At 73.0% G+C, this 25,120-nt stretch carries 26 protein-coding genes; 5 read left to right on the top strand and 21 right to left on the bottom strand.

Features of this window, described 5'->3' with window-relative positions; genetic code table 11:
• Nucleotides 1-17: 17 nt before the first annotated feature.
• From DEJ22_RS14960 to DEJ22_RS14970, 3 genes are all read right to left on the bottom strand, one after another.
• Nucleotides 18-866, bottom strand: a complete 849-nt coding sequence (locus tag DEJ22_RS14960; RefSeq protein WP_111227350.1) for an alpha/beta fold hydrolase — start codon at nt 864-866, stop codon at nt 18-20.
• A 198-nt stretch (nt 867-1,064) separates the two neighbouring features.
• Nucleotides 1,065-1,682 (bottom strand): methylated-DNA--[protein]-cysteine S-methyltransferase, encoded by a 618-nt coding sequence (locus DEJ22_RS14965; RefSeq protein ID WP_111227349.1) that lies wholly within the window; start codon nt 1,680-1,682, stop codon nt 1,065-1,067.
• Entirely contained in the window at nt 1,679-3,286 is a 1,608-nt protein-coding gene (locus tag DEJ22_RS14970; RefSeq protein WP_502861980.1) for a DNA-3-methyladenine glycosylase 2 family protein, read from the bottom strand. The genes DEJ22_RS14965 and DEJ22_RS14970 overlap by 4 nt, the downstream gene beginning before the upstream one ends.
• A gap of 338 nt (nt 3,287-3,624) precedes the next feature.
• Here DEJ22_RS14970 and DEJ22_RS14975 point away from each other — a divergent pair, with 338 nt between their 5' ends.
• Complete coding sequence (locus DEJ22_RS14975; protein WP_111227453.1) at nt 3,625-4,122, top strand: molybdenum cofactor biosysynthesis protein; 498 nt, start codon at nt 3,625-3,627, stop codon at nt 4,120-4,122.
• A gap of 151 nt (nt 4,123-4,273) precedes the next feature.
• Here DEJ22_RS14975 and DEJ22_RS14980 read toward each other — a convergent pair whose 3' ends face one another.
• The 5 genes from DEJ22_RS14980 to folE all read right to left on the bottom strand — a co-directional run bounded on the left by DEJ22_RS14980 (nt 4,274) and on the right by folE (nt 7,866).
• Complete coding sequence (locus tag DEJ22_RS14980; protein WP_111227348.1) at nt 4,274-4,819, bottom strand: type 1 glutamine amidotransferase domain-containing protein; 546 nt, start codon at nt 4,817-4,819, stop codon at nt 4,274-4,276.
• Nucleotides 4,820-4,908: 89 nt separating this feature from the next.
• Nucleotides 4,909-5,562 (bottom strand): HAD-IA family hydrolase, encoded by a 654-nt coding sequence (locus DEJ22_RS14985; protein ID WP_111227347.1) that lies wholly within the window; start codon nt 5,560-5,562, stop codon nt 4,909-4,911.
• A 17-nt stretch (nt 5,563-5,579) separates the two neighbouring features.
• Complete coding sequence (locus DEJ22_RS14990; RefSeq protein ID WP_111227346.1) at nt 5,580-6,320, bottom strand: pyrimidine reductase family protein; 741 nt, start codon at nt 6,318-6,320, stop codon at nt 5,580-5,582.
• On the bottom strand, nt 6,317-7,246 hold the full coding sequence (folP, locus tag DEJ22_RS14995; RefSeq protein WP_111227345.1) for a dihydropteroate synthase: 930 nt from the start codon (nt 7,244-7,246) through the stop codon (nt 6,317-6,319). The genes DEJ22_RS14990 and folP overlap by 4 nt, the downstream gene beginning before the upstream one ends.
• Nucleotides 7,243-7,866: a GTP cyclohydrolase I gene (gene folE / locus DEJ22_RS15000; RefSeq protein WP_258379630.1), complete on the bottom strand. Its 624-nt coding sequence runs from the start codon at nt 7,864-7,866 to the stop codon at nt 7,243-7,245. Before folE ends, folP begins: the two co-directional genes overlap by 4 nt.
• 140 nt (nt 7,867-8,006) lie before the next feature.
• Here folE and DEJ22_RS15005 point away from each other — a divergent pair, with 140 nt between their 5' ends.
• Nucleotides 8,007-9,479 carry an NCS2 family permease gene (locus tag DEJ22_RS15005; protein WP_111227344.1) on the top strand — a complete coding sequence of 491 codons (1,473 nt, stop codon included), beginning with the start codon at nt 8,007-8,009 and terminating at the stop codon, nt 9,477-9,479.
• Nucleotides 9,480-9,619: 140 nt separating this feature from the next.
• Here DEJ22_RS15005 and DEJ22_RS15010 read toward each other — a convergent pair whose 3' ends face one another.
• From DEJ22_RS15010 to DEJ22_RS15030, 5 genes are read right to left on the bottom strand one after another with little or no spacing between them, the layout of a single operon-like run.
• A complete protein-coding gene (locus DEJ22_RS15010) occupies nt 9,620-10,099 on the bottom strand; it encodes a hypothetical protein (protein WP_111227343.1) in 480 nt (159 codons plus the stop codon).
• Between the two features lie 52 nt (nt 10,100-10,151).
• Nucleotides 10,152-10,493, bottom strand: coding sequence for a hypothetical protein (locus DEJ22_RS15015; RefSeq protein WP_111227342.1), 342 nt, complete (start codon nt 10,491-10,493; stop codon nt 10,152-10,154).
• Nucleotides 10,494-10,496: 3 nt separating this feature from the next.
• Nucleotides 10,497-10,961 (bottom strand): prevent-host-death protein, encoded by a 465-nt coding sequence (locus DEJ22_RS15020; RefSeq protein ID WP_111227341.1) that lies wholly within the window; start codon nt 10,959-10,961, stop codon nt 10,497-10,499.
• Nucleotides 10,962-10,970: 9 nt separating this feature from the next.
• Nucleotides 10,971-12,278, bottom strand: coding sequence for an MFS transporter (locus DEJ22_RS15025; protein WP_111227340.1), 1,308 nt, complete (start codon nt 12,276-12,278; stop codon nt 10,971-10,973).
• Entirely contained in the window at nt 12,275-12,847 is a 573-nt protein-coding gene (locus DEJ22_RS15030) for an ArsR/SmtB family transcription factor (protein ID WP_111227339.1), read from the bottom strand. Before DEJ22_RS15030 ends, DEJ22_RS15025 begins: the two co-directional genes overlap by 4 nt.
• Nucleotides 12,848-12,944: 97 nt before the next feature.
• Here DEJ22_RS15030 and DEJ22_RS15035 point away from each other — a divergent pair, with 97 nt between their 5' ends.
• On the top strand, nt 12,945-13,460 hold the full coding sequence (locus tag DEJ22_RS15035; RefSeq protein WP_111227338.1) for a DUF1697 domain-containing protein: 516 nt from the start codon (nt 12,945-12,947) through the stop codon (nt 13,458-13,460).
• The gene (locus DEJ22_RS15040) at nt 13,457-13,864 is read left to right on the top strand and encodes a VOC family protein (protein WP_111227337.1); all 408 of its coding nucleotides are present in this window, start codon (nt 13,457-13,459) and stop codon (nt 13,862-13,864) included. The genes DEJ22_RS15035 and DEJ22_RS15040 overlap by 4 nt, the downstream gene beginning before the upstream one ends.
• A 2-nt stretch (nt 13,865-13,866) precedes the next feature.
• Here DEJ22_RS15040 and budC read toward each other — a convergent pair whose 3' ends face one another.
• The 3 genes from budC to DEJ22_RS15055 form a co-directional block, all read right to left on the bottom strand.
• On the bottom strand, nt 13,867-14,634 hold the full coding sequence (gene budC, locus DEJ22_RS15045) for a meso-2,3-butanediol dehydrogenase (RefSeq protein ID WP_111227336.1): 768 nt from the start codon (nt 14,632-14,634) through the stop codon (nt 13,867-13,869).
• Nucleotides 14,635-14,811: 177 nt separating this feature from the next.
• Nucleotides 14,812-17,322, bottom strand: a complete 2,511-nt coding sequence (locus DEJ22_RS15050; RefSeq protein WP_111227335.1) for a glycoside hydrolase family 65 protein — start codon at nt 17,320-17,322, stop codon at nt 14,812-14,814.
• A gap of 44 nt (nt 17,323-17,366) precedes the next feature.
• Entirely contained in the window at nt 17,367-18,116 is a 750-nt protein-coding gene (locus DEJ22_RS15055; protein ID WP_111227334.1) for an HAD family hydrolase, read from the bottom strand.
• Between the two features lie 253 nt (nt 18,117-18,369).
• On the opposite strand from DEJ22_RS15055, the gene DEJ22_RS15060 reads away from it, so the two are divergent.
• The gene (locus DEJ22_RS15060) at nt 18,370-19,725 is read left to right on the top strand and encodes an APC family permease (RefSeq protein ID WP_111227451.1); all 1,356 of its coding nucleotides are present in this window, start codon (nt 18,370-18,372) and stop codon (nt 19,723-19,725) included.
• A gap of 75 nt (nt 19,726-19,800) precedes the next feature.
• On the opposite strand, the gene DEJ22_RS15065 is transcribed toward DEJ22_RS15060, so the two are convergent.
• The 5 genes from DEJ22_RS15065 to DEJ22_RS15085 all read right to left on the bottom strand — a co-directional run bounded on the left by DEJ22_RS15065 (nt 19,801) and on the right by DEJ22_RS15085 (nt 25,114).
• Entirely contained in the window at nt 19,801-20,523 is a 723-nt protein-coding gene (locus DEJ22_RS15065; RefSeq protein WP_181430834.1) for an alpha/beta hydrolase, read from the bottom strand.
• Nucleotides 20,520-21,605, bottom strand: coding sequence for a bifunctional GNAT family N-acetyltransferase/class I SAM-dependent methyltransferase (locus DEJ22_RS15070; RefSeq protein ID WP_181430832.1), 1,086 nt, complete (start codon nt 21,603-21,605; stop codon nt 20,520-20,522). The genes DEJ22_RS15065 and DEJ22_RS15070 overlap by 4 nt, the downstream gene beginning before the upstream one ends.
• Before the next feature lie 173 nt (nt 21,606-21,778).
• Complete coding sequence (locus DEJ22_RS15075) at nt 21,779-23,890, bottom strand: glycosyltransferase family 39 protein (protein WP_111227333.1); 2,112 nt, start codon at nt 23,888-23,890, stop codon at nt 21,779-21,781.
• A 56-nt stretch (nt 23,891-23,946) separates the two neighbouring features.
• Nucleotides 23,947-24,432, bottom strand: a complete 486-nt coding sequence (locus DEJ22_RS15080) for a GNAT family N-acetyltransferase (protein WP_258379629.1) — start codon at nt 24,430-24,432, stop codon at nt 23,947-23,949.
• A gap of 43 nt (nt 24,433-24,475) precedes the next feature.
• Nucleotides 24,476-25,114, bottom strand: coding sequence for a PepSY domain-containing protein (locus DEJ22_RS15085; RefSeq protein WP_111227332.1), 639 nt, complete (start codon nt 25,112-25,114; stop codon nt 24,476-24,478).
• Nucleotides 25,115-25,120: the final 6 nt, after the last annotated feature.

Below are 25,120 nucleotides of genomic sequence, written 5' to 3' on the forward strand. Positions count from 1 at the left end.
TCCGTCGGCCCCCGGCGTCACTCGCTCGCGCGGACCCCGGAGAACCGGTCGACCAGCTGCCGGAGCACCCGCGGGTCCGGCACGTGTGCCTGTCCGGGCACGACGAGGTGCCGCGACCCGGGAACGGCGTCGGCCAGCGCGAGCGCGGCCCCGCGCATCCACTCCGGCCCGCCGTCGCCCGACGCGACGAGGACCGGCACGCCGATCGAGGCGGCTACGCGCTCGGGCACGGACAACCCGTTGAGCACCCGGACGTCACGGGACAGCACGTGCGCGTCGGCGAGGAGTGCCCGCCACAGACCCGGCTTCAACCGTGCGGCGGTGATGTACGGGATCGGCACGCCGAGCACCTGCGCGAGGAACGCCCGGACCGCCTGCGCCCGACGACCGGCGGCGACGTGCCCGTCGAGGAAGTCGGCGAACAGCACGTCGTCGCCGTGCGGGTCGACCGTTGCGCGGTACGGCGGCTCCCAGAGCACCGCGCGACCGAACGGCAGGCCCGCGGCGAGGCCGCGCAGCACCACGCCGGCGCCGATGCACGTGCCGAGGGCGTCCACGGGCCCGTCGATCGACGCGGTGACCGCCGCGAGGTCCTCGACCTCACGCTCGATCGACCACGGGGCCGTGTCACCGCTCGCACCGCGGCCGCGCCGGTCGTACGTGACGACCCGGTAGCCGTCACGGAGTGCCGCGACGACCTTGTCGACCGCCGGGGTGCCGTGGTGGTCCCAGGCACCGCCGAGCACGACCAGGGCCGGACCGGCTCCGGCCTCGGCGACCGCGATGGGCGTGCCGTCGGCCGACACCACGGTGCGGTCGACGTGGTCGCCGTGCCCGCCGGGCGGTGCGTGCTGGTCTGCGTGCATGGGTCCTCACGAGGGGTGCGACGGCGCTGCGTCGGGTCCTCGGGGCGGACCGTGCGGGTCGGTACCCAGAGCATGACAGTCCACGCCGTGGGCGTCACCACCCGCAACCAGGGGGAGCGCTCCACGTTCCCTGTGCACCTGCCCCGTCGTACCCGCCCCCGTCCGGTCGTGTCGCGCCCGTCCCGGGCCCGACGCGGGTCAGACGAGCGCGGTGACCCCGACCGCCTCGCGCTCGAGCAGGGCACGCTTCACGTCGAGTCCCCAGGCGAACCCGCCGAGCGTGCCGTCGGACCGGAGGACCCGGTGGCAGGGCACGAACAGCGCCGGAGCGTTCCGTGCGCAGACGCTCGCCGCCGCACGGACGGCTCCGGGTCGCCCCATCGCCGCCGCGAGCTCGGTGTAGGTCAGGACCGTGCCCGACGGGATCGCGCGGAGCTGCCGCCACCCCTCGGTGAAGAGCTCGGTGCCGTACTGGCGCACCGGGACCTGCATCGCAGCCTCGACCTCGCCCGCGTAGTACGCCTCGACCGCGCCGGCCGCCCGCACCCGACCGGCCGTCACCCGTCCGGGCCGGTGTCGGTCGGCGAGCCGCGCGAGCAGCTGGGCGGGGTCGTCGGTCCACCCCGAGGCGACGACCCGACCCTCCGTGTCCTCGAGCACGGTGAACGGCCCGTCGGGGGTGCCGAGCGTCTGGATGGTCGCGGGCGTGGCCGTGGGCGCGGTGGTGCTCGTGCGTGCATCGGCGGGTACGGGGGCGGGCGCAGCGGCGGGCGCGGACGCAGCTGCAGCGGTCGACGTGGGCGTCGTGTCGGTCATCGGTCGTCCTCCTGGTGGTTCGTGGTGGCAGCCGCCGCCTCGGCCGTCGCGCTCGCGCGGTCGACGATCGGACGCCAGCAGTGCATCGTCAGGTAGCTCCGCCACGGCGCCACCTGCTCCGACCGTAGGGAGAGCTCGCGCGCCCCACCGGGCAGACCGAGCTCCTGTGCACCGTTCCGCACCGCGAGGTCGCTGTGCAGGAACACGTCCGGGTGGTGCCGCACACGCAGGGCGACGTAGTCGGCGGTCCACGGCCCGATGCCCTTCACCGCCAGGAGCCCCGCCCGGAGCTCGGCGAGCGACTGCCCGCCGTCGACCACGAGCGACCCGTCGGCGAGCGCTCCGGCGACCCGCAGGACCGTGTCCACCCGAGCGGCCGGGCCCCGCAGGACCTCGTGCCCGCGGGCGGCGATCGTCTCGGCGGTGGGGAACAGGAGGCCGCCGTCGGCCAGGGAAGGGTCGACCGGTGCGCCCAGGGCTGCGACGAGTCGGGTCTGCGCCGTCCGTGCGGCGGCCACCGAGACCTGCTGCCCGATGAGCGTCCGGAAGACGATCTCGTGCGCGTCGACGGCGCCGGGCAGACGGATCCCCGGCACCCGTCCGACCGCGGACGCGAGCACGGGGTCGGCGCCGAGCACCGCATCGACCGCCTCGGGGTCGGCGTCGAGGTCGAACAGGGCACGGACCCGCGCCACGAGCGTCGGCAGGTCGGAGAGGGCGGTGAGCCGGACGCGCAGGGCGAGCCCGACGCGCCCCGCGCCCGCCCCGGCCGCGCCGGGGACGGGGGCCGAGGCGGTGAAGCGGGCCGGGCCTCCCGGCAGGGCGAGCAGGCGACCGTAGGCCGTGACGCGGCCCGTCGCGTCACGCTCGACGTGTTCGAGGCCGGTCAGCGCGTGGAGCGCGTGCCAGTCGAGGAGTCCCTGCAGGTCGAACGGCGCACGGGCGGGCAGGTGGACGTGCAGCCAGCCGTCGTCGGCGGCGGGTGCCGCACGCCGCCGCGCACGGAGCTCCGAGGGGGTGAGGGCGAAGACCTCGCGGACGGTGTCGTTGAACTGCCGGACGCTCGAGAACCCCGCGGCGAACGCGACGTCGGCGACGGGCAGGTCGGACGACGTGAGGAGCGTCCGGGCCGTCTGCGCACGGTGTGCCCGGCTGAGTGCCTTCGGTCCGGCGCCGAGCTCCTCGGTCATGATCCGGTTGAGCTGCCGTTCCGAGTACCCGACGCGGGCGGCCAGGCCCGGGACCCCCTCACGCTCGACCACGCCGTCGAGGACGAGACGGACCGCGCGGCCGGCGACGTCCTCGCGGACGTCCCACTCCGGGCTGCCGGGGGTCGCCTCGGGCAGGCAGCGCTTGCAGGCGCGGAAGCCCGCGAGGTGCGCGGCGGCACTCGTCCGGTGGAACGTGACCCCCTCGGCGCGCGGGGTGCGGGCTGGGCAGCTCGGGCGGCAGTAGATGCCGGTCGAGTGCACGGCGGTGACGAACTGGCCGTCGAAGCGGGCGTCGCGCGAGGCGACGGCGCGGTACCGCTCCGCGTGCAGTTCGTCGTGCTGCTCGGCAGGCTGCTGCGCCGGCTGCTCGCTGCGTGGTGCGGGGATCGTCACGCGGTCAGCCTGACACGGGCATCCGACAGGTACTGGCGGGAATCGGACACGGCAGCGGGGGTACGTGGCACCGGCGTCGGGGCGGGACACCGGCGTCACGGCGGGACACCGGCGTCGGGGCGGGACACCGGCCGAGTGTCGAGACGCCGCGGGTTCCGGCGGCGTCTCGCGGGATCGCCGGCGTCTCGCGGGATCGCCGGCGTCTCGCGGGCCGGTGCTGCACCGCGCGAGCACCACCGGGCCGGCCGGGAGGCACGACTAGCCTTGGCGCCGTGACCTCCGTGGACGACGTGGCCGGCCCCGTCGACCTGCCGTACCGCACCGACGTCGAGGTCGCGATGCTGCTCGTCTCCCCGCGCCACCGGTACGAGGGGCGACCGGCGGACGGTGCCCTGCCGGCGGACGGACCGGAACTCCGCGACCGGATCGAGCTCCGCGCAGGACTCGGCATCGTCGGGGACCGCTACTTCGCCGCTCGGGCGCACGTGCACGCGAGCGTGACGGTGATCGGCCTCGAGGGGCTCGACGCCGTCGCAGGGGCGCTCGGCGTCTCCGTCGACCCGGCGGCGACCCGGCGCAACGTGTACCTGCGGGGCGCCGACGTGGAGGCGCTCCGGGGCGAGCCGTTCACGCTCGAGAGCCCGGGATCGGACGGCCCGGTGCGCTTCCGCGGGTACCGACCGGCGAACCCGTGCGCGTGGATGGACCACGAGGTGGCTCCCGGCGCCTTCCGGGCGATGCGCGGGCTGGGCGGGGTCCGCTGCGACCCGGAGTCCGACGGCGTGATCACCCTCGGCCCGGCGGTCCTCCGCACGGCCCGCCCGGTCGCGCGCTGACGGGAAGGCGCTCCCGCCGGTCCCGCCGTTCCCGCCCCTGCCCGTCCCGCGCCTGCCCGTCCCGCGCCTGCCCGCGAGACGCAACGTGGGCGGTTGCGCACAGCGATGTACCGCTGCGAGCAACCGCCCACGTTGCGTCGTGCGAGAGGAGTCAGGCGGTCAGTGCCTGCTCGATCGCGTCGACGAACGCCGGCAGGTCGCCGGGGTTGCGCGAGGTGATGAGGCCGCCGTCGACCTGGACCTCCTGGTCGACCCACTCGGCGCCGGCGTTGCGCACGTCGGTCTGCAGCGAGGGGAACGACGTGATCGTCTTCCCGGACAGGACACCGGCCTCGATGAGGGTCCACGGGCCGTGGCAGATCGCGGCGACGGGCTTGCCGGCCTCGGCGAAGGCCTTGACGAGCGCGACCGCGTCCGTGTCCTGGCGGATGGTGTCCGCATTGATGGTGCCGCCGGGGACGACGAGCGCGTCGTAGTCACCCGCGCCGCTGACACTGCCGATGGTGGTGTCGACGGACACCGACTGACCCGGGTCCTTGTCGCCGACGAGGGTCTGGATCGAGCCGGACTCCTGCGCCGCCACGGTGACGTCCGCACCGCGCTCGCGGAGCTGGTCGGTGGGGACGACGATCTCGTCCTGCTCCACGCCGTAGTTCGTCGCGATGACGAGGATCTTCTTGCCGTCGAGGGCTGCCATGGTCGCTCCTTCCACTGCCGGGGGTCTCCCGGCGCGAGGTCCACGGTCGTCCGGACGGCCTGGGGACGTTCGCAGTCCGGAGCCGACGTTCAGCCCCGGATGCGGAAAGCGGACCCCTCGCGCACGACCTCGACGCCGTCGTACCCGGTGATGCGTGGCAGGCCCTCGGTGACCGGCGCCTCGAGCGTCCCGACGACGACGGTCGTCGCACCCGAGGCGACGGCGGCCTCGACCCCGGCGGGGGCGTCCTCGAACGCCAGGCACCGCTCGGGCGACACCCCGAGCAGGGCGGCACCGCGCAGGTAGCCCTCGGGGTGCGGTTTGCTGCGCTCGGCGTCCTCGGAGGGCACGAGGGCCTCGGGCACGGGGACCCCGGCGGCCCGCATGCGCTCCACCGCGAGCTCGCGCGGCGCACTCGTGACGAGGGCGACCGGCACGCCGGCGTCGAGCAGCCGCTGCACGAAGGCGGCGGCCCCGGGGACCTCGACGATGCCCTCGGTGTACCCGATCTCGGCGGCGATCATCGTGTCGACGATCACGCGCTGCTCGTCGGGGGACAGGTGCGGCAGGAACCGCTGCACGGTGTCGATCGTCTGCCGACCGTGCGAGAAACCGAGGATCTCGGCGGGATCGATGCCGTGCTCTGCGCCGAAGCGGCTCCACGCGTCCTCGACCACGGCGGTCGAGTCGACGAGCGTCCCGTCCATGTCGAACAGCACCCCGGACACCACGACGTCGATCACGGGTCCGACCCTAGCCGCTACCGGTCGCGCACCCACCGGGTCAGCAGCACGCCGCCGTCGCCGAGCAGCACGTGCGCGGGCCGCATCCGCCGCAGCTCCGGCGAGGACCCGGTCGCGATCCGGGGCCCCTCCCCGCCCTCGAGCGTCGGGTCGATCGTCAGCGTCAGCTCGTCCACTGCGTCGGCGGCGACGAGCGCCCCGAGGAACGACGGACCACCCTCGCAGTGGATGCGGTCGAGCCCACGCGACGCGAGCGCAGAGCGCACCGCACCCACGTCCACAGAAGCGGAACCGCACTCCACCACGTCGGCGACGTCCGCGAGCGCCCGCCCCGACGGGGACGACGCCCCCGACCCGGACGTCAGCACGACCGGCCGCACGGGCGCCTCGGTGAACACCCGCGAGGACGCGTCCACCGACCCCGAGTTCGTGACGATCGCGAAGACCGGGTGGTCGGGCAGCCCGTGCGCCCGACGCCACGCGACGTCCGCGTCGTGCAGCACCATCGGCCCGTACTCCTCGTCACGCACGGTCCCTGCGGCGACGAGCACCACGTCGGCCACCCGTCGGAGCAGGTCGAACACGCGGAGGTCGTCGTCCCCGCCGAGGGAGCCGGTGCGCCCGGACGCCGAGGCGGACCCGTCGAGCGTCGCGACGAAGTTCACCCGCAGCCACGGGCCGTCGGGGACGCCCGCGGTGTACAGGTCGAGCAGCTCGTCGTCGGACAGGTCCGCGACGGACGGGGGCAGGACGGTCACGTGTTGTGCCTCGCTTCCACGGGTTCGCGCCAGCCGAGGACCGCCTCGACCATGCGCATCGCGTCGACGCTCTCGACGACGTCGTGCATCCGGACGATCCGGGCCCCGAGCATCGCGCTGACCGTGGCCGCGGCGAGCGAGCCGGGCAGGCGCGAGCCACGGGGACGTCCGAGGGACTCCCCCACGAAGTCCTTGTTCGACACCGCCGCGAGCACCGGGAACCCGAGCGCGACCACCTCGGGCAGGCGCCGGGTCAGCTCGAGCGTGTGCAGGGTGTTCTTGTTGAGGTCGTGCCCGGGGTCGACGACGATCCGCGACTCGGGGATGCCCGCGGCGAGCGCCCGGTCGACCCGCTCGCGCAGGAACTCGACGACGGAGACGGTCACGTCGTCGTACGTCGGTGGCGTCGGCAACTCCTGCCGCGGCGGCGCGATCGAGTGCGTGATGACGATGGTCGCGTCGGAGTCGGCGACGACGGACGCCATCCGTGGGTCCGACAGGCCGGTGGTGTCGTTGACGACGCTGGCGCCCGCGGCGATCGTCGCCGCGGCGACCTCGGGCCGGAAGGTGTCGACCGAGATCACGACGTCGGACTGCTCGGCGAGCTGGGACACGACGGGCAGCACGCGGTCGACCTCGTCGGCTGCGGACAGCTCCGGACCCGGCGCGAACTTCACGCCGCCGATGTCCACCCAGTCCGCCCCCTGCTCGGCAGCCCGGACGGCGGCCTCGACGGCGCGGTCGAGCGCGAACGTCGCGCCCTTGTCGTGGAACGAGTCCGGCGTGCGGTTCACGATCGCCATGACGGCGACGCGGTGGTCGAAGTCGAACGTGCGCCGACCGATGGTGCGGACCGGGTCGCGCAGGTCCGGCACCACCCAGCCGGGTGCAGCCGGGAGGCGCGTTGCCCGCGACTCGCTCGTCATGCGTCCGCCCCGTGGTCGGCCCCAGCCGCTCCAGCAGCGCCGACGCCCGCACCGATGAGCGCGATCGCCTCGGCCCGCCCCGCCGCCTCGGCCAGCGTGCCGGTCGCCGCGACGGTGACCGTCGACGAACCGGACTGCCGCTCGCCCCGCGCGGTCACGCACTGGTGGGTCGCGTCGAGCACGACGAGCACCCCCGCGGCGTCGAGCCCCTCGGTGACGGCCGCCGCGACCTGCTCCCCGAGCCGCTCCTGCAGCTGCGGGCGCGAGGCCACGGCGTCCAGCACGCGCGACAGGGTCCCGAGGCCGATGAGCTGCTCGCCCGGCGCGTACGCCAGGTGTGCGACCCCGATGAAGGGCAGCAGGTGGTGCTCGCACATCGAGCGGAAGCGCACGTCGCGGACGACCACGAGCTGGCCGCGCTCGCCGTCCTCCGAGTGCACGGCTCCGTCGCGGGCGATCGCGGTGGCGTCGACGCCCATGCCGGCGAAGAACTCGGCGTACGAGTCCGCGACGCGGGCGGGGGTCCGTTCGAGCTCGGGGCGGTCGGGGTCGTCGCCGACGGCGAGGAGGAGCTCGCGCACGGCGGCTTCGATCCGCGCGCGGTCCAGACGTTCGTTCACGCTCTCATCCAACACCGTTGCTGGCCGCAGAACGCGGCCACCTGTCGACCGCGCCGTACCCCGTCGAGGTGCGCCGTGCCTCCCGGCCGGGCGGTACCAGGGCGACCCGCCGCGCTCCCAGCGTTCTGTAAACTCGTTCGGTGAGCGCCCAGCAGACCGACACCCCGCCCCGGAACCGCTTCGCGTCCGGCCTCGACCGCTTCTTCTCGATCACGCAGCGCGGGTCGAGCATCCCCCGTGAGATCCGCGGTGGCCTCGTCTCCTTCGTGACGATGGCGTACATCGTCATCCTCAACCCGCTGATCCTCGGCGGGTTCAGCCAGGACCAGGCACCGCAGGACGTCGTCGGCGGCTGGCTGCAGAACGCGCAGGTCGCCGCCGCGACCGGACTCGTCGCCGGTGTCATGACGATCGCCATGGGGCTCATCGCGAACCTGCCGTTCGGCATCGCGGCGGGTCTCGGCATCAACTCGTTCCTCGCCGTGAGCGTCGTGCACCAGGTGACCTGGGCCGAGGCGATGGGTCTCGTCGTCATCAACGGCGTCGTCATCGTCATCCTGGCGCTGACCGGCATCCGGACGATGATCTTCACCGCCGTGCCCGCGCAGCTCAAGGCCGCGATCACGGTCGGCATCGGTCTGTTCATCGCCTTCATCGGTCTCGTCGACTCCGGGTTCGTCCGCACCACGAAGATCGCCTCGCCGCCGCTGCAGCTCGGCGAGGACGGCTCCGTCGGGGCCCTGCCGACGATCGTGTTCCTGATCGGCCTCGTCCTCATCGGCACGCTCATGGCCCGCCGGGTGAAGGGTGCGCTGCTCATCGGCATCGTCGGCACGACGATCGTCGCGATCGTCCTGCAGGCGGTCTTCCGGGTGCCGACGTCGGTCGACTCGCCCACCGGGTGGAACCTCAACGCCCCGGGGCTGCCGAGCGCGCTCTTCGCCGTGCCGGACCTGTCGCTCGTCGGGCACGCGGACGTCGTGGGCGCCTTCACCCGCATCGGCCCGATCGCCGCGTCGATGCTCGTCTTCACCCTGGTCTTCACGAACTTCTTCGACGCGATGGGCACGATGACCGGGCTCGCCAAGGCCGCCGGCGTCGCGCACCCGGACGGCACGTTCCCCCGGCTCAAGTCGGCGCTCGTCGTCGAGGGTGCCGGTGCGATCGCCGGCGGTGGCGCCTCGGTGTCGTCGAACACCGTCTTCATCGACTCGGCGTCGGGCATCGGCGAGGGCGCCCGCACGGGCATGGCCTCCGTCGTCACCGGCCTGCTGTTCCTGGCGTCGATGTTCCTCACGCCGCTGACCCAGGTCGTTCCGCTCGAGGTCGCGGCCGCCGGACTCGTCGTCGTCGGTGCGCTCATGGTGGCGCAGGTGAAGGACATCGACTGGACGGACTTCGGCGCCGCGCTGCCGGCGTTCCTGACCATCGTCGTGATGCCGCTGACCTACTCGATCGCGAACGGCATCGGCGCGGGCTTCATCAGCTGGGTGCTCATCAAGCTGCTGTCCGGCCGCGGGCGCGAGGTCTCGTGGCTGCTGTACGTGGTGGCCGCGGGCTTCCTGCTGTACTTCGCGCGCGGGCCGCTGGAGGCGCTGCTCGGCGTCGGGTAGCGGCGGCGCTCTCCGCGCGGGTGCGTCCCGCTCCGTTCCGCGAAAGCGACAGATCCCGGCGAACGCTTCGCCGGGATCTGTCGCTTTCGCGGTCGGGGAGGCCCGACGCGTCCGGCCAGCGTCGGCCGGGAGGCGCGGGGTCAGTCCCGCAGGTCGGCCGGCTTCGCCTCGTGGCGGCGTCGGCCCGGGGTGCGCCGGTCTTCCTTCATGCTCGCCTCGTACAGGTGGCGCTTCCCGCCGACGAGCTGGTCGCGCGCGGTCTGCTCGAGTTCCTTGGCGAGGGCGTAGTAGTTGTCGTCGTAGTCCTCGACGATCTGGAACGTCCACCGCCCGTCGATCACGTTCCGCCCCACCAGCTCGGTGTCGATCCGCTCCGCGAGCTCGGTGTGCCCGGCCTTCCGCAGCTGTTCCACCGCCTCGCCGAGGTTGAGGTCGGCCGTGCCCGTCAGTCGGTGGAACCCGTAGAGCAGGCCCCGGGCGTGCTCGAGCACCTCGAGCGCCGCCGACAGCGTGCCGAGGGCCTCGACCGTGGCCTCGGACACCCCCTCGGGCACCACGTGTGCGTCGTCCGGGCCCTGTCCGTCTGCTGCTCGCCCGTCGGCGTTGCGCTCGTCCGTCATGCTCCTCGTCTACCGGAGGGCTCCTCGGGCTGCTCCGAGCAAGCCCGTCCCCCTACTTGGTCGCGTTCGGATGGTGCGTGTGGACCGCGAGGACGTGCACGGTCCGGGTGTCCTCGTCGACCGTGAACCAGATGCGCGCGCCGCGCTTGAGTTCGAGTTGCCGACGGACCCAGTCGCGCCCGGAGTGCGTCACCGTGCTCAGCTCCCCGCGGAGTGCGTGACAGGCGAGGTCTTCGGCTAACGGGTCGGCGGTCAGTCGGTCCCAGGCCGCCGAGACGGCGTTGCGCTGGGTCGCGACGACGTCACGCCACCCCTGCTCCGCCGATCGTGTGACGAGCACGATCGTGTACTCGGTGGTCCGGAGGGGCCGCGGTACGGCGGAACGGCGCGCCACGGTTCAGGGACGGTCGACCCGGACGGGCTCGTCGAGCGCGGCGGACTCGGAGGCGTCCCAACCCGCGGCGATCGCCTCGGCAGTGTTCCGCCAGGCCTGCATCTCGAGCAGGAGCCTCCGGGGTTGCCGGAGGGCGAAGGACCCGCGGGCGACCTCGACGATCTCGCGCGCGCAGCGCTCTTGGTCCTCTCGACTGAGCATGCCGATCCACGGGTACGGGATCGCGAGCCGTTCGCGCAGTGGGAGCTGTTCGTTCATCGTGACTGCGGCGATCAGCTGCGCCGCGATGTCGAGCACCGCTTCGTCCTCGTCGGATCGTTCCTTCGTCGTCAGGACGAGCGCTGCTCCGTCACGTCGCGTCACTTCGAGCGGCTCGATCTCGGCAGCGGCGAAGACGTCCTTCGCGTGCCGGGACAGATCCGAGGACTGCACGGAGCGTCGGGTCCTGGGTGCGGTGAGCAACGTCATGTGACCACACTATTCAGAACCTGTTCTGAACACAAGGGCGCCCTCGCCCCCACCCTGCCCGTCACGCTCGTCAGGACGGCCGGACTCGGTCGGGGCCCGCCGCTCCATGAGCCGCCACGACCCGCCGAGCAGCGGCGAGAGCGTCACGACCGTGTAGACGACCGCGACCACCCCGAACGTCGCCGTGACCCCGATCGCGTCTGCCACGACGCCGCCGGCCAGCCCACCGAGGGGAATGCCCGCCCACGACCCGGCGGAGAGCAGCCCGAACACCCGTGCCCGCATGTGCGACGGGATCCGCTCGAGTTCGACCGCCCCGAGGATCGGGTTGAGCGCGCCCGCGGCGAAGCCGGAGAGCACGCACGCGCCGAGCACCCACGGCAGCCCGAGGCCGAGCGCGGGCACCACGAGCGACGGCCCACCGGCGAGGACGAAGCAGACCACGAAGGTGATCCGCCGAGGTACCCGGTGCGCCACGTACCCGAACGCGAGCGACCCGACGAAGGCCGCCCCGCCGAAGGTCCCGCTGACGACGCCGAGCGCCTGCGCGCCGTCGAGCACCCGGTCCGCGTAGAGCGGGAGCAGCGCCGTGGAGCGGGCCGCGTCGAGCAGGTTCGTCACGAGGACGAGTGCGATCACGAGCCGGAAGAGCGGGTCGCGCGCGCAGAAGCGGAGACCGGACGCCAGGTCCCGCCAGTACCCGGCGGATGGTTCGGCGGGTGCTGCGTCCGGCTCCGGGTGCACCATCGCACCTCGGAGCGTCAGCGCAGCGAGCACCGCCGCCGCCGCGAAGACACCGGCCGTGACCGCGAGCGCCAGCAGCGGCCCGACCGCCCCGACGAGCAGGCCGGCAGCGGGCGCCCCGAGCAGCACGGAGAACCGGACCGACGCCTCGAAGTGCCCCACGGCACGCTCGAGCGGGATCCCCGCAGCCGTGGCGAGCCCCGGGAGCAGCACCCGGCGGCCGGACTCGCCCGGGGTGTCGAACAGGCCACCGAGGAACACGAGCACGAGCAGCCCCCAGGCCGGCAGCCCGACGGTCCACGCCAGGAGCGGGATCGCGACGAGCGTCGCGGCGCTGACCAGGTCGGACACCACGCTCGACCGGACGTACCCGAAGCGCTCGACGAGCACGCCACCGAAGGCTCCGCCGAGCACGATCGGGACCGTCGCCGCGAACGCCGCGATGCCGACGTCCGTCGCCGACCCGCCGCGCGAGAGCACGACGAAGGGCACCGCGATCGTCGTCGCGACGTTGCCCGTCCGCGAGACGACCTGCACCGCGAGCAGGGACCGCAGCCGCCAGTGCGCGTTCACGGGCGCGCCGAGCGGTAACTCTGGACGACCGCGGTCACACGCTCGGACCCGTCACCGGGCTCGTGTTCCACGCTCCGCGCCTCCCACCGGTCGAGGACGCCCTGCAGCTCCGCCCCGAGGGCGCGCAGCTCGTCCACCGTGAGGCGGAGGGCGCGGTCGCTGCTGTGCGAGGCCGCGACCCATTCGCGCCCGAGCGCCGGCACGTGGTCGATGAACGCGCGGTACTCGTCGGCGTACGCCTGCGCGACGGCGTGATCGAGCGCGACGCCGGCGACCATCCGCTCGGGGTCGTCGAACCCGTCCGCGAGGTTCCACGACGTGTGCTGCGCCACCGCCCGCCACCAGCGCTCCCGCCGGTCCGTGCCGAGCTCCGGGGCGGGCTCGATGAAGCCGGCGTCGGCCAGCCGCTTGCAGTGGTAGCTGATCGTCCCCGGTGCCTCGTCGACCTGGTCGCCGAGCATGGCGGCCGTCTGTGGGCCACCGGTCCGGAGCAACCCGACAAGCCGGAGTCGAGTGGGGTGGGCGAGCGCGCGCATGTGCGCCGCGTCGTCGAGTCGCTGCACGTCCATGGCTCGACCCTAGTTGCACAAGGAACGTTGCGCAACGTTTCTTGCGGACCGGTCGGGAGGCTCGCCCCACTCCCGACGGGCACGCTACGGTTCCGGCATGGCCAGGTGGGTCGCGCTGCTGCGCGGGGTGAACGTCAACGGGATCACGATCCGGAACGCGGACCTCGCGGCGCTGTTCGCTGACCTCGGCTACACCGACGTCCGGACGGTCCTCGCGTCCGGCAACGTCGTGTTCACCGCGCCGAGCGACGCGTCGGACGTGCAGGCCACGATCGAGCAGGCCCTGCGGGACCGGTTCGGCTACGACGCCTGGATCGTCCTGGTGCCGCACCGACGGCTCGCTGCGATCGTCGACGGCTTCCCCTTCGACTCCGCTCCTGACCGACACGACTACGTCGTCTTCGGCTCCGTGGACACCGCGCTCGACGACCTGGTCGCGGACGTCGACACGGACGACGCCGTGGAGCGGGTGGCCCCCGGCAACGGCGTCGTGTACTGGTCCTGCCCGAAGGGGTCGAGCACGGACACGGTGTTCGCGAAGCGGGCGGGTGCTGCGCGCTTCCGGCGCACGACGACGACCCGCAACGTGAACACGCTCCGGAGGCTCCGGTGACCCGCGGCGCCCTGCACCACGTCGAGCTCCGGGTCGCGGACCTCGACGTCGCGACGCGGGCGTGGGGCTGGCTGCTCGGCTCGCTCGGGTACGAGCCGTTCCAGGACTGGCCCGACGGGCGGAGCTGGCGGCTGGGGAGCACCTACCTCGTCCTGGAGCGCGCACCCTTGGACGGACAGCACGACCGGAGACTCCCCGGCCTGTCCCACCTCGCATTCCACGCCGGCACCACGGTCGACGTGCAGGCGCTGTGGGAGGACGCGCCCGCGAACGGGTGGCGCCGCCTCTACGAGGACCGCCACCCGTTCGCCGGAGGTCCGGAGCACCACGCCGCGTTCCTCGAGGACGGCGAACGCGTGAAGGTCGAGCTCGTCGCCGACGAGCCCGACCTCCGCGACGGCTGACGTCAGGCCTGTGCCGGCTGCCCGTTGCTCGCGGTCGTCCCGCCGTCGACCGGCAGGATCGCCCCCGTGATGTAGGACGCGGCGTCGCTGGCCAGGAACAGGACCGCTGCGGCGACCTCCTCCGGCCGACCGCCACGGCCGAGTGACACCCGCTCGGCGAAGGCGTGCTGGAGCTCCTCGTCCTCGGCCTGCTGCTGCGTCATGTCCGTCCAGATGAGTCCCGGCGCCACCGCGTTCACCCGGACGCCGAACTGCCCGTTGTCGAGCGCCGCCGCCTTCGTGAAGTTCGAGACGCCGCCCTTCGCCGCGTTGTACGGGCTCATGCGCCAGTCCGCGTCCTCGCCGGAGACCGACGAGGTGTTCACGACGGAGCCCTTCGTCTCACGCAGGAACGGCAGTGCCGCCCGCGTGCCGTAGAACACGCTCGACAGGTCGGTGTCGATGACGCGGCGCCACTCGTCCGGCTCGATGTCGGTGATGTCCCCGGAGGTGAACGTCCCCGCGTTGTTCACGAGCACGTCGATCCGGTCCCACCGGTCGACCGCGTCCGAGACGATCGTCTCCCAGGCCGCCGGATCGGCGACGTCGGCCTGCAGCGCGACGGCGCGACCGGTGGGCAGGCTGTCCGCGACCGCCCGCACCTTGTCCTCGACGCTGTCGACCAGCAGGACGTCCGCGCCCTCGTCGGCGAACGCCCGCGCGGTAGCCTCGCCGATGCCCGAGCCCGCCCCGGTGACGATCGCGACCTTGCCCTCGAACCGCTTGTCCATGCCTGTCTCCTCTCGTTGCACTGCACGTGCCGCAGGAGACGCCGTCGGCCCGGGGGCACGGACGCCACGGTGCCCGCACCCGGCTGGACACGCGTGCAGCCGGAGGCGGGTGTGCACCGGCGGACCGGAGGAGGCACGGTGCGGGGCGGACCCGCACCGTGCCTCCCGGCCGGACCGTCAGGCGGTGGTCTCGTCCACGTCGAAGTTCCGGTCGAGGGAGATCATCGGGATCGACGCGGTGATGACCGATCCGTCCGCGCGGAGCGTGCCCTGGATGTCGCTCGTGGTCGGGGCGTGTCCGGTCATGCGGGGGCCGTGGTGCGGCAGCGGCACGACCGTCGGCGCACCGGCCGTGACGTCCCACTGCTGGTTGTGCACCCATGCCGTGAACCCCTCGCCGGTCTCCACCGTGAAGGTCATCGACTCTTCTTCCAGATCGACCCGGATGCGCGAACCGTGGACCTGGATGCGGTAGGTCAGCCGCTCCCAGTCCATGGGCAGTCGCGGGTTGAAGGTCATGCGCCCGCCGTGGTCGCGCATGCCGCCGAAGCCGTTGACCAGCGCGCCCCAGATGCCGCCGGTGGACGCGATGTGCACCCCGTCGGAGGTGTTGCCGTGCAGGTCGGCGAGGTCGACGTACAGCGCCGTCAGGAAGTACTGCGCCGCGAGGTCGTGGTACCCGACCTCCGCCGCCATGATCGACTGCACGACCGCGGAGAGCGTCGAGTCGCCGGTGGTGAGCGCGTCGTAGTAGTCGAAGTCACGACGCTTCTCGGCCGCGGTGAACTCGTGCCCCTGCAGGAACAGCGCGAGCACGACGTCGGCCTGCTTGAGCACCTGGAACCGGTAGATGACCAGCGGGTGGTAGTGCAGCAGCAGCGGCCGCTTCGACTCCGGGGTGTTCTCGAGGTCCCAGAGCTCCTTGTCGAGGAACTGGGCGTCCTGCGGGTGGATGCCACGGTGCGGGTCGAACGGGATCTCCATCGACTCGGCCGCGTGCTCCCACTCGGTCAGCTCGTCGTCGACCAGCCCGGTGCGCCGGACCATGCGGCCGTACTCCTCGGGGTCGTCCACCGCGAGCTGGCGGCAGGCGTTGACCGCGAACCAGAGGTTCGCCCGCGCCATGACGTTCGTGTAGAGGTTGTCGTCGACGACGGTCGTGTACTCGTCGGGCCCCGTCACGCCGTCGATGTGGAACTTCTTGTCGCCGTTCGACCGCCAGAACCCCAGGTCCGACCACAGCCGGGCGGTCTCGACGAGGATGTCGATCGCGCCACGCTTGAGGAAGTCGGTGTCCCCGGACGCCCGCACGTACTGCATGAGCGCGTGGGCGATGTCCGCGTCGATGTGGTACTGCGCGGTGCCGGCGGCGTAGTACGCGCTCGACTCCTCGCCGTTGATCGTCCGCCACGGGAACAGTGCTCCGCGCTGGTTGAGCTCACGGGCACGGGACCGCGCCGCGTCGAGCATGTTGTAGCGGAAGCGCAGGGCGTTCCGGGCGACGATCGGCGCCGTGTACGACAGGAACGGCAGGACGTAGATCTCCATGTCCCAGAAGTAGTGGCCGCCGTACCCGGAACCGGTGACGCCCTTCGCCGCGATCCCGTGCCCGTCCGTGCGGGCCGTCGCCTGCGCGAGCATGAACAGGTTCCACCGGACCGCCTGCTGGATCGCGGGCTGTCCCGGGATCTCGACGTCGCTGCGCGTCCAGTAGTCGTCCATCCACGCACGCTGCTTCGCGAAGGTCTCGTCCACCGTCTCGGCGCGGGCACGGTCGAGCGTGCGGTCGCAGCGGTCCGCGAGCTCACGGGCCGGCACGCCGCGGGACGTGTGGTAGACCATGTGCTTCACGAGCCGGATCGGCACCCCGGCTCGGGCCTGCACGCGGTAGACGTGCTTGGCGAGGTCGTCGTCGATCGACGAGGCCTCGTCCCAGCTGTTCTCGGTCTCCAGGTGGTGCTCCACCCCGACGCAGATCGTCATGCCCGAGCTGGACGCCTGGTACCCCAGGAGCGACCGACCGCCGGTGCTCCGCTTGAGCTTCGGTTCGAGCACGCGCTCGGTGAACGCCTCGGCCTTGCGCGGGTCGAAGGCGTTCGCCGCCGCCCGCATGCCGGCGTGGTACTCGTCCTGCACGTCCTGCCGGTTGAGGGTCTGGCTGGACAGCAGGATCGAGGCGTCCCCGTCGAGCACGGTGACCTCGTAGTCGATGACCGCGAGGTGGCGGTCGGTGAACGAGACGAGGCGGCGCGAGCGGATCAGGACGCGCTTGCCCGAGGGCGTCGACCACTCGGTCTCGCGGTACAGGTACCCGCCGCGGAACTCGAGCCGCCGGGTGTGCCGGAGGATGTCCGCTTCGGCCAGCACGAGCGGCTCGTCGTCGACGTAGAGCCGGATCACCTTGGCGTCGGGCGCGTTGATGATCGTCTGGCCGGTCTTCGCGAATCCGAAGGCGTCCTCGGCGTGCCGGATCGGCCAGGTCTCGTGGAAGCCGTTGACGTACGTGCCGTACTGCACGCCGCCGCGGCCCTCGTCGAGGTTGCCGCGCAGGCCGAGGTAGCCGTTGCCGACGGCGAAGTTGGTCTCCGCGACGCCCTGCTCGTCCGGGGTGTACTCGGTCTCGACGAGCGCCCACTCGTCGATCGGGTAGCGGACGCGGTCGAGGGGATCCGAGGTGATGGGGTTCATGCGGTGTGCTCCGTGGGAGGGAGGTGTGGGTGTCTCGGGGGCCGTCAGGCCGGGAGCTGGTCGACGAGCTCGGCGAGGTCGCGCACGACGACGTCGGCCCCGTGCTCGCGCAGCGCGTCGGCACCGGCGCCACGGTCGACGCCGACCACCAGGCCGAAGGCGCCGTTCCGGCCCGCTTCGACGCCACTGGTGGCGTCCTCGACCACGACGCACTCGGCCGGGGCGAGCCCGAAGCGGCCGGCCGCGTCGAGGTAGGTGTCCGGCGCCGGCTTGCCGGTCAGGCCGTCCTGCCGCGCGACCAGGCCGTCCACCACGACCGGGAAGTGGTCGAGGATGCCGGCCGTGCGGAGCACCTGGGTCGCGTTCGCCGAGCTGGACACGACGGCGACCTGCATGCCCGCGGCGATCGCCGCGACCAGGAAGCGGAGCGACCCCGGGTACGGCTCGACGCCGTGCTCGGTGAGCTCAGCCGTGAACTCGGCGTTCTTCCGGTTCCCGAGCGCGCAGACGGTGTCGCTGCCCGGAGCGTCGTCCGGCGTGCCCTGCGGCAGGTCGATGCCCCGCGAGGCGAGCAGCGAGCGGACGCCGTCGTACCGGGGCTTGCCGTCGATGTGGTCGAAGTAGTCCTGCTCCGTGTACGGCGCAGCGCCGTGCTCGGCCAGGAACGGGGTGAAGAGCCGACTCCACGCACGCATGTGCACGTCGGCGGTCGGGGTGAGGACACCGTCCAGGTCGAACAGGAGCGCTCGCGTGTCGGCGAGTCGCGCAGGTGAGCGCCGGTCCGGCGTCGTCATGGCATCCTCCGTGGACTGGTGTGGGTGGTGGGTCCGGTGCGGACCACGGGAGTCGCGCTCGGTCGTTCCAGGCGAGTCTAGGACCGCTCCAGCGCCAGCACTCAGGCTCGCCGGAGTGCTGTGGAGAGAGTTCACGGAGTCGTCGTCCGTGCAGGACCGAGCACCGAGTCACATCGGACTCCGCGCGCAGCGGATGATCCGAGAATCCTGGGAGCCGATCGTCGTGACGCTGGGCGCGACGGAAGGCACCACCATGACCAGCGACACCAGCGCTCCCCCGCAGAACGGCTCGGGCTCCAAGCTCAAGCAGGCGATCACCGGCCCGCTCCTGTTCCTCTTCATCCTCGGCGACGTGCTCGGCGCCGGGATCTACGCCCTCATGGGCACCCTGTCGAAGGACGTCGGCGGCGCGCTGTGGGCACCGCTGGTCCTCGCGCTGCTCCTGGCCCTGCTGACCGCGGGCTCGTACGCCGAACTCGTCACGAAGTACCCGAAGGCCGGCGGCGCCGCGGTGTTCGCCGAGCGGGCGTACAAGACGCCGATCGTGTCGTTCCTCGTGGGCTTCAGCATGCTCGCCGCCGGGGTCACGAGCGCAGCCGGCCTGTCCCTGGCGTTCGCCGGCGACTACCTCGGCACGTTCGTGGACCTGCCGCCGGTGCCGACCGCCATCGTGTTCCTCGCGCTCATCGCATGCCTGAACGCCCGCGGCATCTCGGACTCGCTGAAGAGCAACGTCGTCATGACGATCATCGAGGTCTCCGGCCTGGTCATCGTCATCGTCGTGGTCGCGGTCATGCTCGGCGGCGGAGGCGGCGACGTCTCGCGCATCGGCGCCTTCCCCGCCGAGGCGAACCCCGCGCTCGCGACCCTGAGCGCCGCGATCGTCGCTTACTACTCGTTCGTCGGCTTCGAGACCTCGGCGAACATCGCCGAGGAGGTCCGCGAGCCCCGCCGCGTCTACCCCCGAGCACTCTTCGGCGCCCTGGCCACCGCCGGCGTCGTCTACGTGCTCGTCGCGCTCGCGAGCTCGATCGCCCTGCCCGCCTCGGAGCTCTCGGAGTCGAGCGGTCCGCTGCTGGCCGTCGTCTCGGCCACGGGCGTGCCGATCCCCGACTGGGTGTTCAGCATCATCGCCCTGGTCGCCGTCGCGAACGGCGCGCTCCTCACCATGATCATGTCGAGCCGCGTGACCTACGGCATGGCCGAGCAGCGCCTCCTGCCCGCCGTGCTCGCCAAGGTGCTCCCCAACCGGAAGACGCCGTGGGTCGCCATCGTCGCGACCACCGTCGTCGCGATGGCCCTGACGCTGGTCGGCGACGTCGGCACGCTCGCCGAGACCGTCGTGCTCCTGCTGCTCTTCGTGTTCATCAGCACGAACATCGCAGTGCTGGTGCTGCGGAAGGACAAGGTCGAGCACGACCACTTCCGCGTGTGGACGTGGGTGCCCGTGCTCGGGGTGGCGTCCTGCATCCTGCTCCTGACCCAGCAGAGCGGGCAGGTCTGGCTCTACGCCGCCCTGCTGCTGGCCGTCGGCGTGGTGCTCTACTTCATCGCCCGCGCCACGGGCCGCCGGAACGGACGCGACCACGAGGCGGGACGCATCCACTGACGGGCTCGGGCCATCCGACGGACTGGAGGCGCGACACCAGCTGGTGTCGCGCCTCCAGTGCGTCGTCTGGTCACGTCAGCCCAGCGACCGCAGCCAGTCCTCGACGGCCGCGCTGATCTGCGCCCGTGCGTCCTCGCGCGAGATCGTGGCGGTGCGGTCGCCCGGCTGGTCGCCGTAGGCGCCGAAGTCGGCGTGGTTCGCCCCCTCGATCTCGGTCACGGTGGCCGTGGACGGCAGGAGGTGCCGGGCGGCGGCGACCTTCTCCGGCGTGGACAGGCCGTCACGCGAGCCGGAGACGCTGAGGACCTGGATGTACGAGCGCGCGATGTCGTCCGCGCAGTAGCTGCCGAGCAGCAGCAGGCCGTCAGCGTCCTGCGCGAGCTGGCACGCCCGGACCCCGCCGAGCGAGTGGCCGCCGACCGCCCAGGTGCGGACACCGGGCGCGTGCGCCTCGAAGGTCGACAGCGGGCGGGTGTCGAAGAACGCGAGGTTGAGCGTCGGCTTCGTGATGACGACCGTGGTGCCGGACGCGACGACCTGCCGGAAGGTCGCCATGTACGCGTACGGGTCGACCTTCGCGCCCGGGATGAAGACGATGCCCTTCCCGTCGCCGGAGCCGGTCGGGGTCATCACGACGCTGTCACCGGCATCGCGCACGGCGACGCGGTCGTCGCGCCACACCTGCAGCGCGGCGCCCCGGGTGCCCTGCATGACGATGTTCGCGTACACGAGGAACACCACCGCGAGCAGCACCACCACGGTGACGACCCAGGCGGTCCAACGGAGTGCTCGGTTCACGGTCGGTCCTCCTCCGGCCGGCGGGCCGTCACGGTCAGCCAGCGCTCCTCCGCGCCGGGGCGGGTCGTCTCCCGCACGTGGACGGCAGCCCACCCGGCGCGCGTGACGGCGGCAGCGAGCGTGTCCTCGTCCCAGTAGGTGCACCAGCGGGGGTGGGCGAGCTTCCGGTCGCTCCAGCCGTCGCCGTCACCCCGCTTCACCGTCGCGGCGAGCACGCCACCGGGACGGACCGCCCGGCGCGCGCGCTCGAGCACGGCCACGGTGTCCGCCCGCGCGACGTGCAGCAGGACGGCGTTCGCGAAGACGGCGTCGTAGGGGCCGCCCCAGCCGTCGCAGCGGACGTCGAGCACGCGGGCCGCGTGGCCGGCGGCGCGGAGCCGGTCGACGAACGCCGTGGTGCCGTCGGTGCGGTCGACACGGAGGCCAGCCGCCTCGAGCGCGTCCGCGTCCCGACCGGGCCCGGAGCCGAGTTCGAGGACGTGCGCGCCGACGGGCACGAGGGCGAGCAGGTCGTCGACGAGCACCGCGCGGTGGTCGTCGGTCCGCTCCGTGTAGCGGTCGGCACCGCGCTCGTACGCGAGGAGCGTTCGCTCGGCGGTGAGCTCGCGGCGCATCACGGTCTCGTGCCGACCGTCCGGGAGCCGATCGCCGGGGGTGTCCGTCGCGGTGAAGCCGATCCGCTCGTAGGCCTGACGGGCGCGGTCGTTGTCCGGCATCACGGCGAGCTCGAGGTGCTCGATCCCCTGCGCGGCGAGCAACCGGGCGATCTCGTCGACGAGCAGCGCGACGAGCCCCCGGCCGCGGGCACCCGGCGCGACCCACATCGAGATCAGCTCGGCCAGCGCGGGGTCGTCCGGGTCGGGGACACCGCTCGCCATCCCCACGACGTCGCCGTCCTCGACCGCGAGCAGGTCGACCGCTCCCGGCAGGGACAGGCGTGTGCGCCAGCGGTGTTCCGGCGCGTCCTGCCAGTCCTCGAGGCGGGAGCCGAAGGCCTCCGGAGCGTCGGCGAGGGCAGCGAGGCGGACCGGGCGCCAGACGGCCAAGTCCTCGGCGGTCACCCGGCGCAGCTCGATCGTCACGGGTCGACGGTACCGCCCGGTCGTGCTCGTGCTCGTGCCCGTGCGTGCCCGTTCCGTCCGTGGAGCAGAAGACGTCGGATGTGACCGGGACACTCGACGTCTTCTGCTCCACCGACGCGCCGGGACGCGCCGGGGCGAGGTGGGGCGGGCCGGGCGGAACTCGCGGACGGCCCTCAGGACGCCGGCGTGAGGTCGTACATCGTGACACCGTCGACCGTGGTCGCCTCGTAGTGGGCGGCGACCCACTCGGCGATCTCGGCTGCGGCGTCGCTCCCGCTGCCGCTGGTGCTCGTGCTGCCGCCGATGAACCAGTGCACCTTCCACGCGGCGACGAGGGCCCGGAACTCCGAAAGGGTCGGTGCCGGGTCCGTGCCGTTGTAGCCGCCGATCGCCATCACGGGGTCGCCCGTCGCGAGCTGGTACGTGGCGGCGCTGTTCGACCCGACGGTCGCCGCAGCCCAGGTGTGGTCGTCGGCGTCCGCGGACAGCGCGGTGACGACCTCGTCGGACACCTCGGTCGAGCCGCCGATCAGGTTCGTGCCGCCGCCGGGGGCGTTCCCGCCGCCGTCGGTGCCGCTCGCGGCACCCGGACCGGCAGCGCCCTGCCCGTTCGTGTTCTGCCCGGTCGCGTTCTGGCCGGTCTGGCCGCCCGGTGCTCCGCCGGGGCCGCCCTGACCACCGGGCGCTGCCTGACCAACGGGTCCGCCCTGGCCACCGGGTCCGCCCTGGCCACCGGGCATGCCACCGCGACCACCGCCGAACCCGCTCGACGTGACGCTCGGGCCGGCCGACGGAAGCGCACCGGTGTGCCCGACCGTGGTGGTCTGCACCGAGAACGCCGTCGGCCCGAGCAGAGCCGCGACGAGCACGGTCGCGACCGTCGCCCCCGTGAGTCCCCGACCGCGCGGCGGCAGCAGCACGAGGACGGTCCCGACGACGGCCGCGACGAGCACGACCCAGCGGATCCACGGCTGCCACGACGACGCCTGGGACAGCAGCGCGAACGACCACGCCCCGGAGAGCGCGACCACCCCGGCGCTGACGACGCGCCACGCGAGCACCGCCCGGCGCTGCCACAGGAGCCCGGCGCCGATGCCGACCAGGCCCGCGATGTACGGGGCGAGTGCGACCGTGTAGTACGGGTGGAAGATCCCGCCCATGAAGCTGAACACCAGGCCGGTGACGAGCAGGGAGCCACCGAGCACCAGGACGGTCGCGAACCGCGGGTCACGACGCCGACGGACCCCGACCGCGACGAGGGACACGACGAGCAGCACGAGCGCGGTCGGCAGCAGCCAGGTCACCTGCGTGCCGAACTCCGAGCCGAACAGCCGGGTGAGACCGGTCGAGCCCCACGACCCCGCACCCGTCGTCCCGCCCGGCACGACGCTCCCCGTCTCGTCGCCCGTGACGCGGCCGAGGCCGTTGTAGCCGAAGGTCAGCTCGAGGAAGCTGTTCGTCTGCGACCCGCCGACGTACGGCCGCGCCGAGGCCGGCACGAGCTCGACGATCGCGACCCACCACCCGGCGGAGACCACCACGGCGAGCGCCGCGGCGAGCAGGTGCCCGATCCGCCGGAGCACGGGGCGGGGTGACGCGACGAGGTACACCCCGACCAGGGGTGGCAGCACGAGGAACGCCTGCAGCTGCTTCGTCAGGAACCCGAGCCCGACGAGCACACCGGCCCAGACCACCCACCGCATCCGCCCGGACTCGATCCCGCGCAGCGTCAGGGCGATCGCCCCGACGGTGAGCAGCACGAGCAGGGCGTCCGGGTTGTCGTAGCGGAACATCAGGGTCGCGACCGGAGTGGTCGCGAGGACCGCACCTGCCGTCAGCGCTGCGCCGGCCGAGAACCGGCGCCGGACGATCCGGTACAGGATCGCCACCGACGCGACGCCCATGAGCGCCTGCGGCACGAGGATCGACCACGAGTTCAGCCCGAACAGCCGGACGGAGATGCCGATCACCCAGAGGAACGCCGGCGGCTTGTCGACCGTGATCGCGTTCGCGGCGTCGGAGGAGCCGTAGAAGAATGCTTCCCAGCTCTGGCTGCCCGCCTGCACGGCCGCGGAGTAGAACGCGTTCGCCCAGCCGTTCACGCCGAGGTTCACGACGTAGAGCACGCCGGTCATCAGCAGCAGCCCGAGGAAGGCCGGGCGCTCCCACCGCGCGGCCTCCGCGCGACCGCGGACCAACCCCGCCAGGCGCTCGCGGAGGGCGCGTGATCGTGCTGTCGGTGGCGGCAGGAGGCGCGGTCGCTCGGCGGGGATCGTCTCGGTCATGCCCCTGAGCGTGCGACCCCCACGTGCGCGGATCGTCGGCGCAGCCTTGGACGCCCCTAAGGGACCGGGACCAGCGAGGCCAGCGGCCGGCTCCAGGCGACCTCGCGTCCGAGCTGCCCGGTCGTCCGGAACAGCTCGACCTGGGTCGTCCCGGCGAGCACCGTCGCGAGTTCCACGCGGTCGGCCGGCACGAAGCCGAGCCCCTGCCAGAAGGGGCCGGACCGGCGGCTGAACAACCAGGCCCGCCGTGCCCCGCCAGCAGCCGCCTCGGCCATCGCGAACCGGGCGAGCGCCGCCCCGCGGCCCGAGCCGCGCAGCGCCGGTCCGACGGCGACGCTGCGGAGGAGGGCGTGCCTCCCGTCCGGCCCGGTCTCGTAGCCGGTCGTGCCGACGACGGCGCCGGCCGCATCACGGACCGTCCAGAGACGGACCCCGGGGTCGGACAGCCCTGCGACGGTCAGGTCGCACGCCGACAGGAACGCGCGGACCTCGTCGACGTCCTCCGGTCGGACAGGAGCGGGGCGGATCCGTTCGTCGTCCACGACGCCGAGCCTACGGCGCCGGCCGGTCGGCGTCGGCCGCTGCTCAGTCGTCGGTGTCGACCGTGTTCGTCACGACCTTGCCGCTGCCGGCGTCGATGCGGACGCTGTGCTTCGTCCCCGGGCCGTCGATCACGTCACCCTCCCAGACGACCGCACCGGCGTGGTCGTCGAGCCCGAGCTCGGTCACCGTCCCGGCGACGGTGTCCGTCAGCGTCGAGGCGGCCTGTTCGACGGTCAGGTCAGCGGCATCGACGAAGCGCCGGTTCTCCGCGACGTCGTCGGCGTCCGAGGCCTCCTTCGTCGGACCCGCGGTGGTGCGCTCCCCGTCCGCGGCCACGTGGACCTCCTGCTCGTTCCCGTCCGGGGTCACGACGAGGACCTCCCACGAGGTCCCGCCGGCCTCCTGCTCGATCGAGGTGACGGTGCCCGAGCCGACGGCGTCGCGGGCGGTGGCAGCGGCGGCGGCCAGGGCGTCGTTCGAGGCGGCAGCGCTCGTCCCCGTGGTCGCACCGGCGCCCGTCGACGCGTCCGTCGACACCGACGGGCCGGAGGCGGCAGCGGCCGGCGCATCGTCGCGGCCGTCGTCGTCGGAGGCGCAGCCGGCGAGCGCGAGGGCGCCCACGAGCGGGAGCGCGGCGAGGAGGGCCGTGCGGCGGACGGTGGTCTTCGTGGTGGTCTGCATGCGACC

It is taken from the genome of Curtobacterium sp. MCSS17_007 (assembly GCF_003234175.2).
Taxonomy (GTDB): Bacteria; Actinomycetota; Actinomycetes; order Actinomycetales; family Microbacteriaceae; genus Curtobacterium.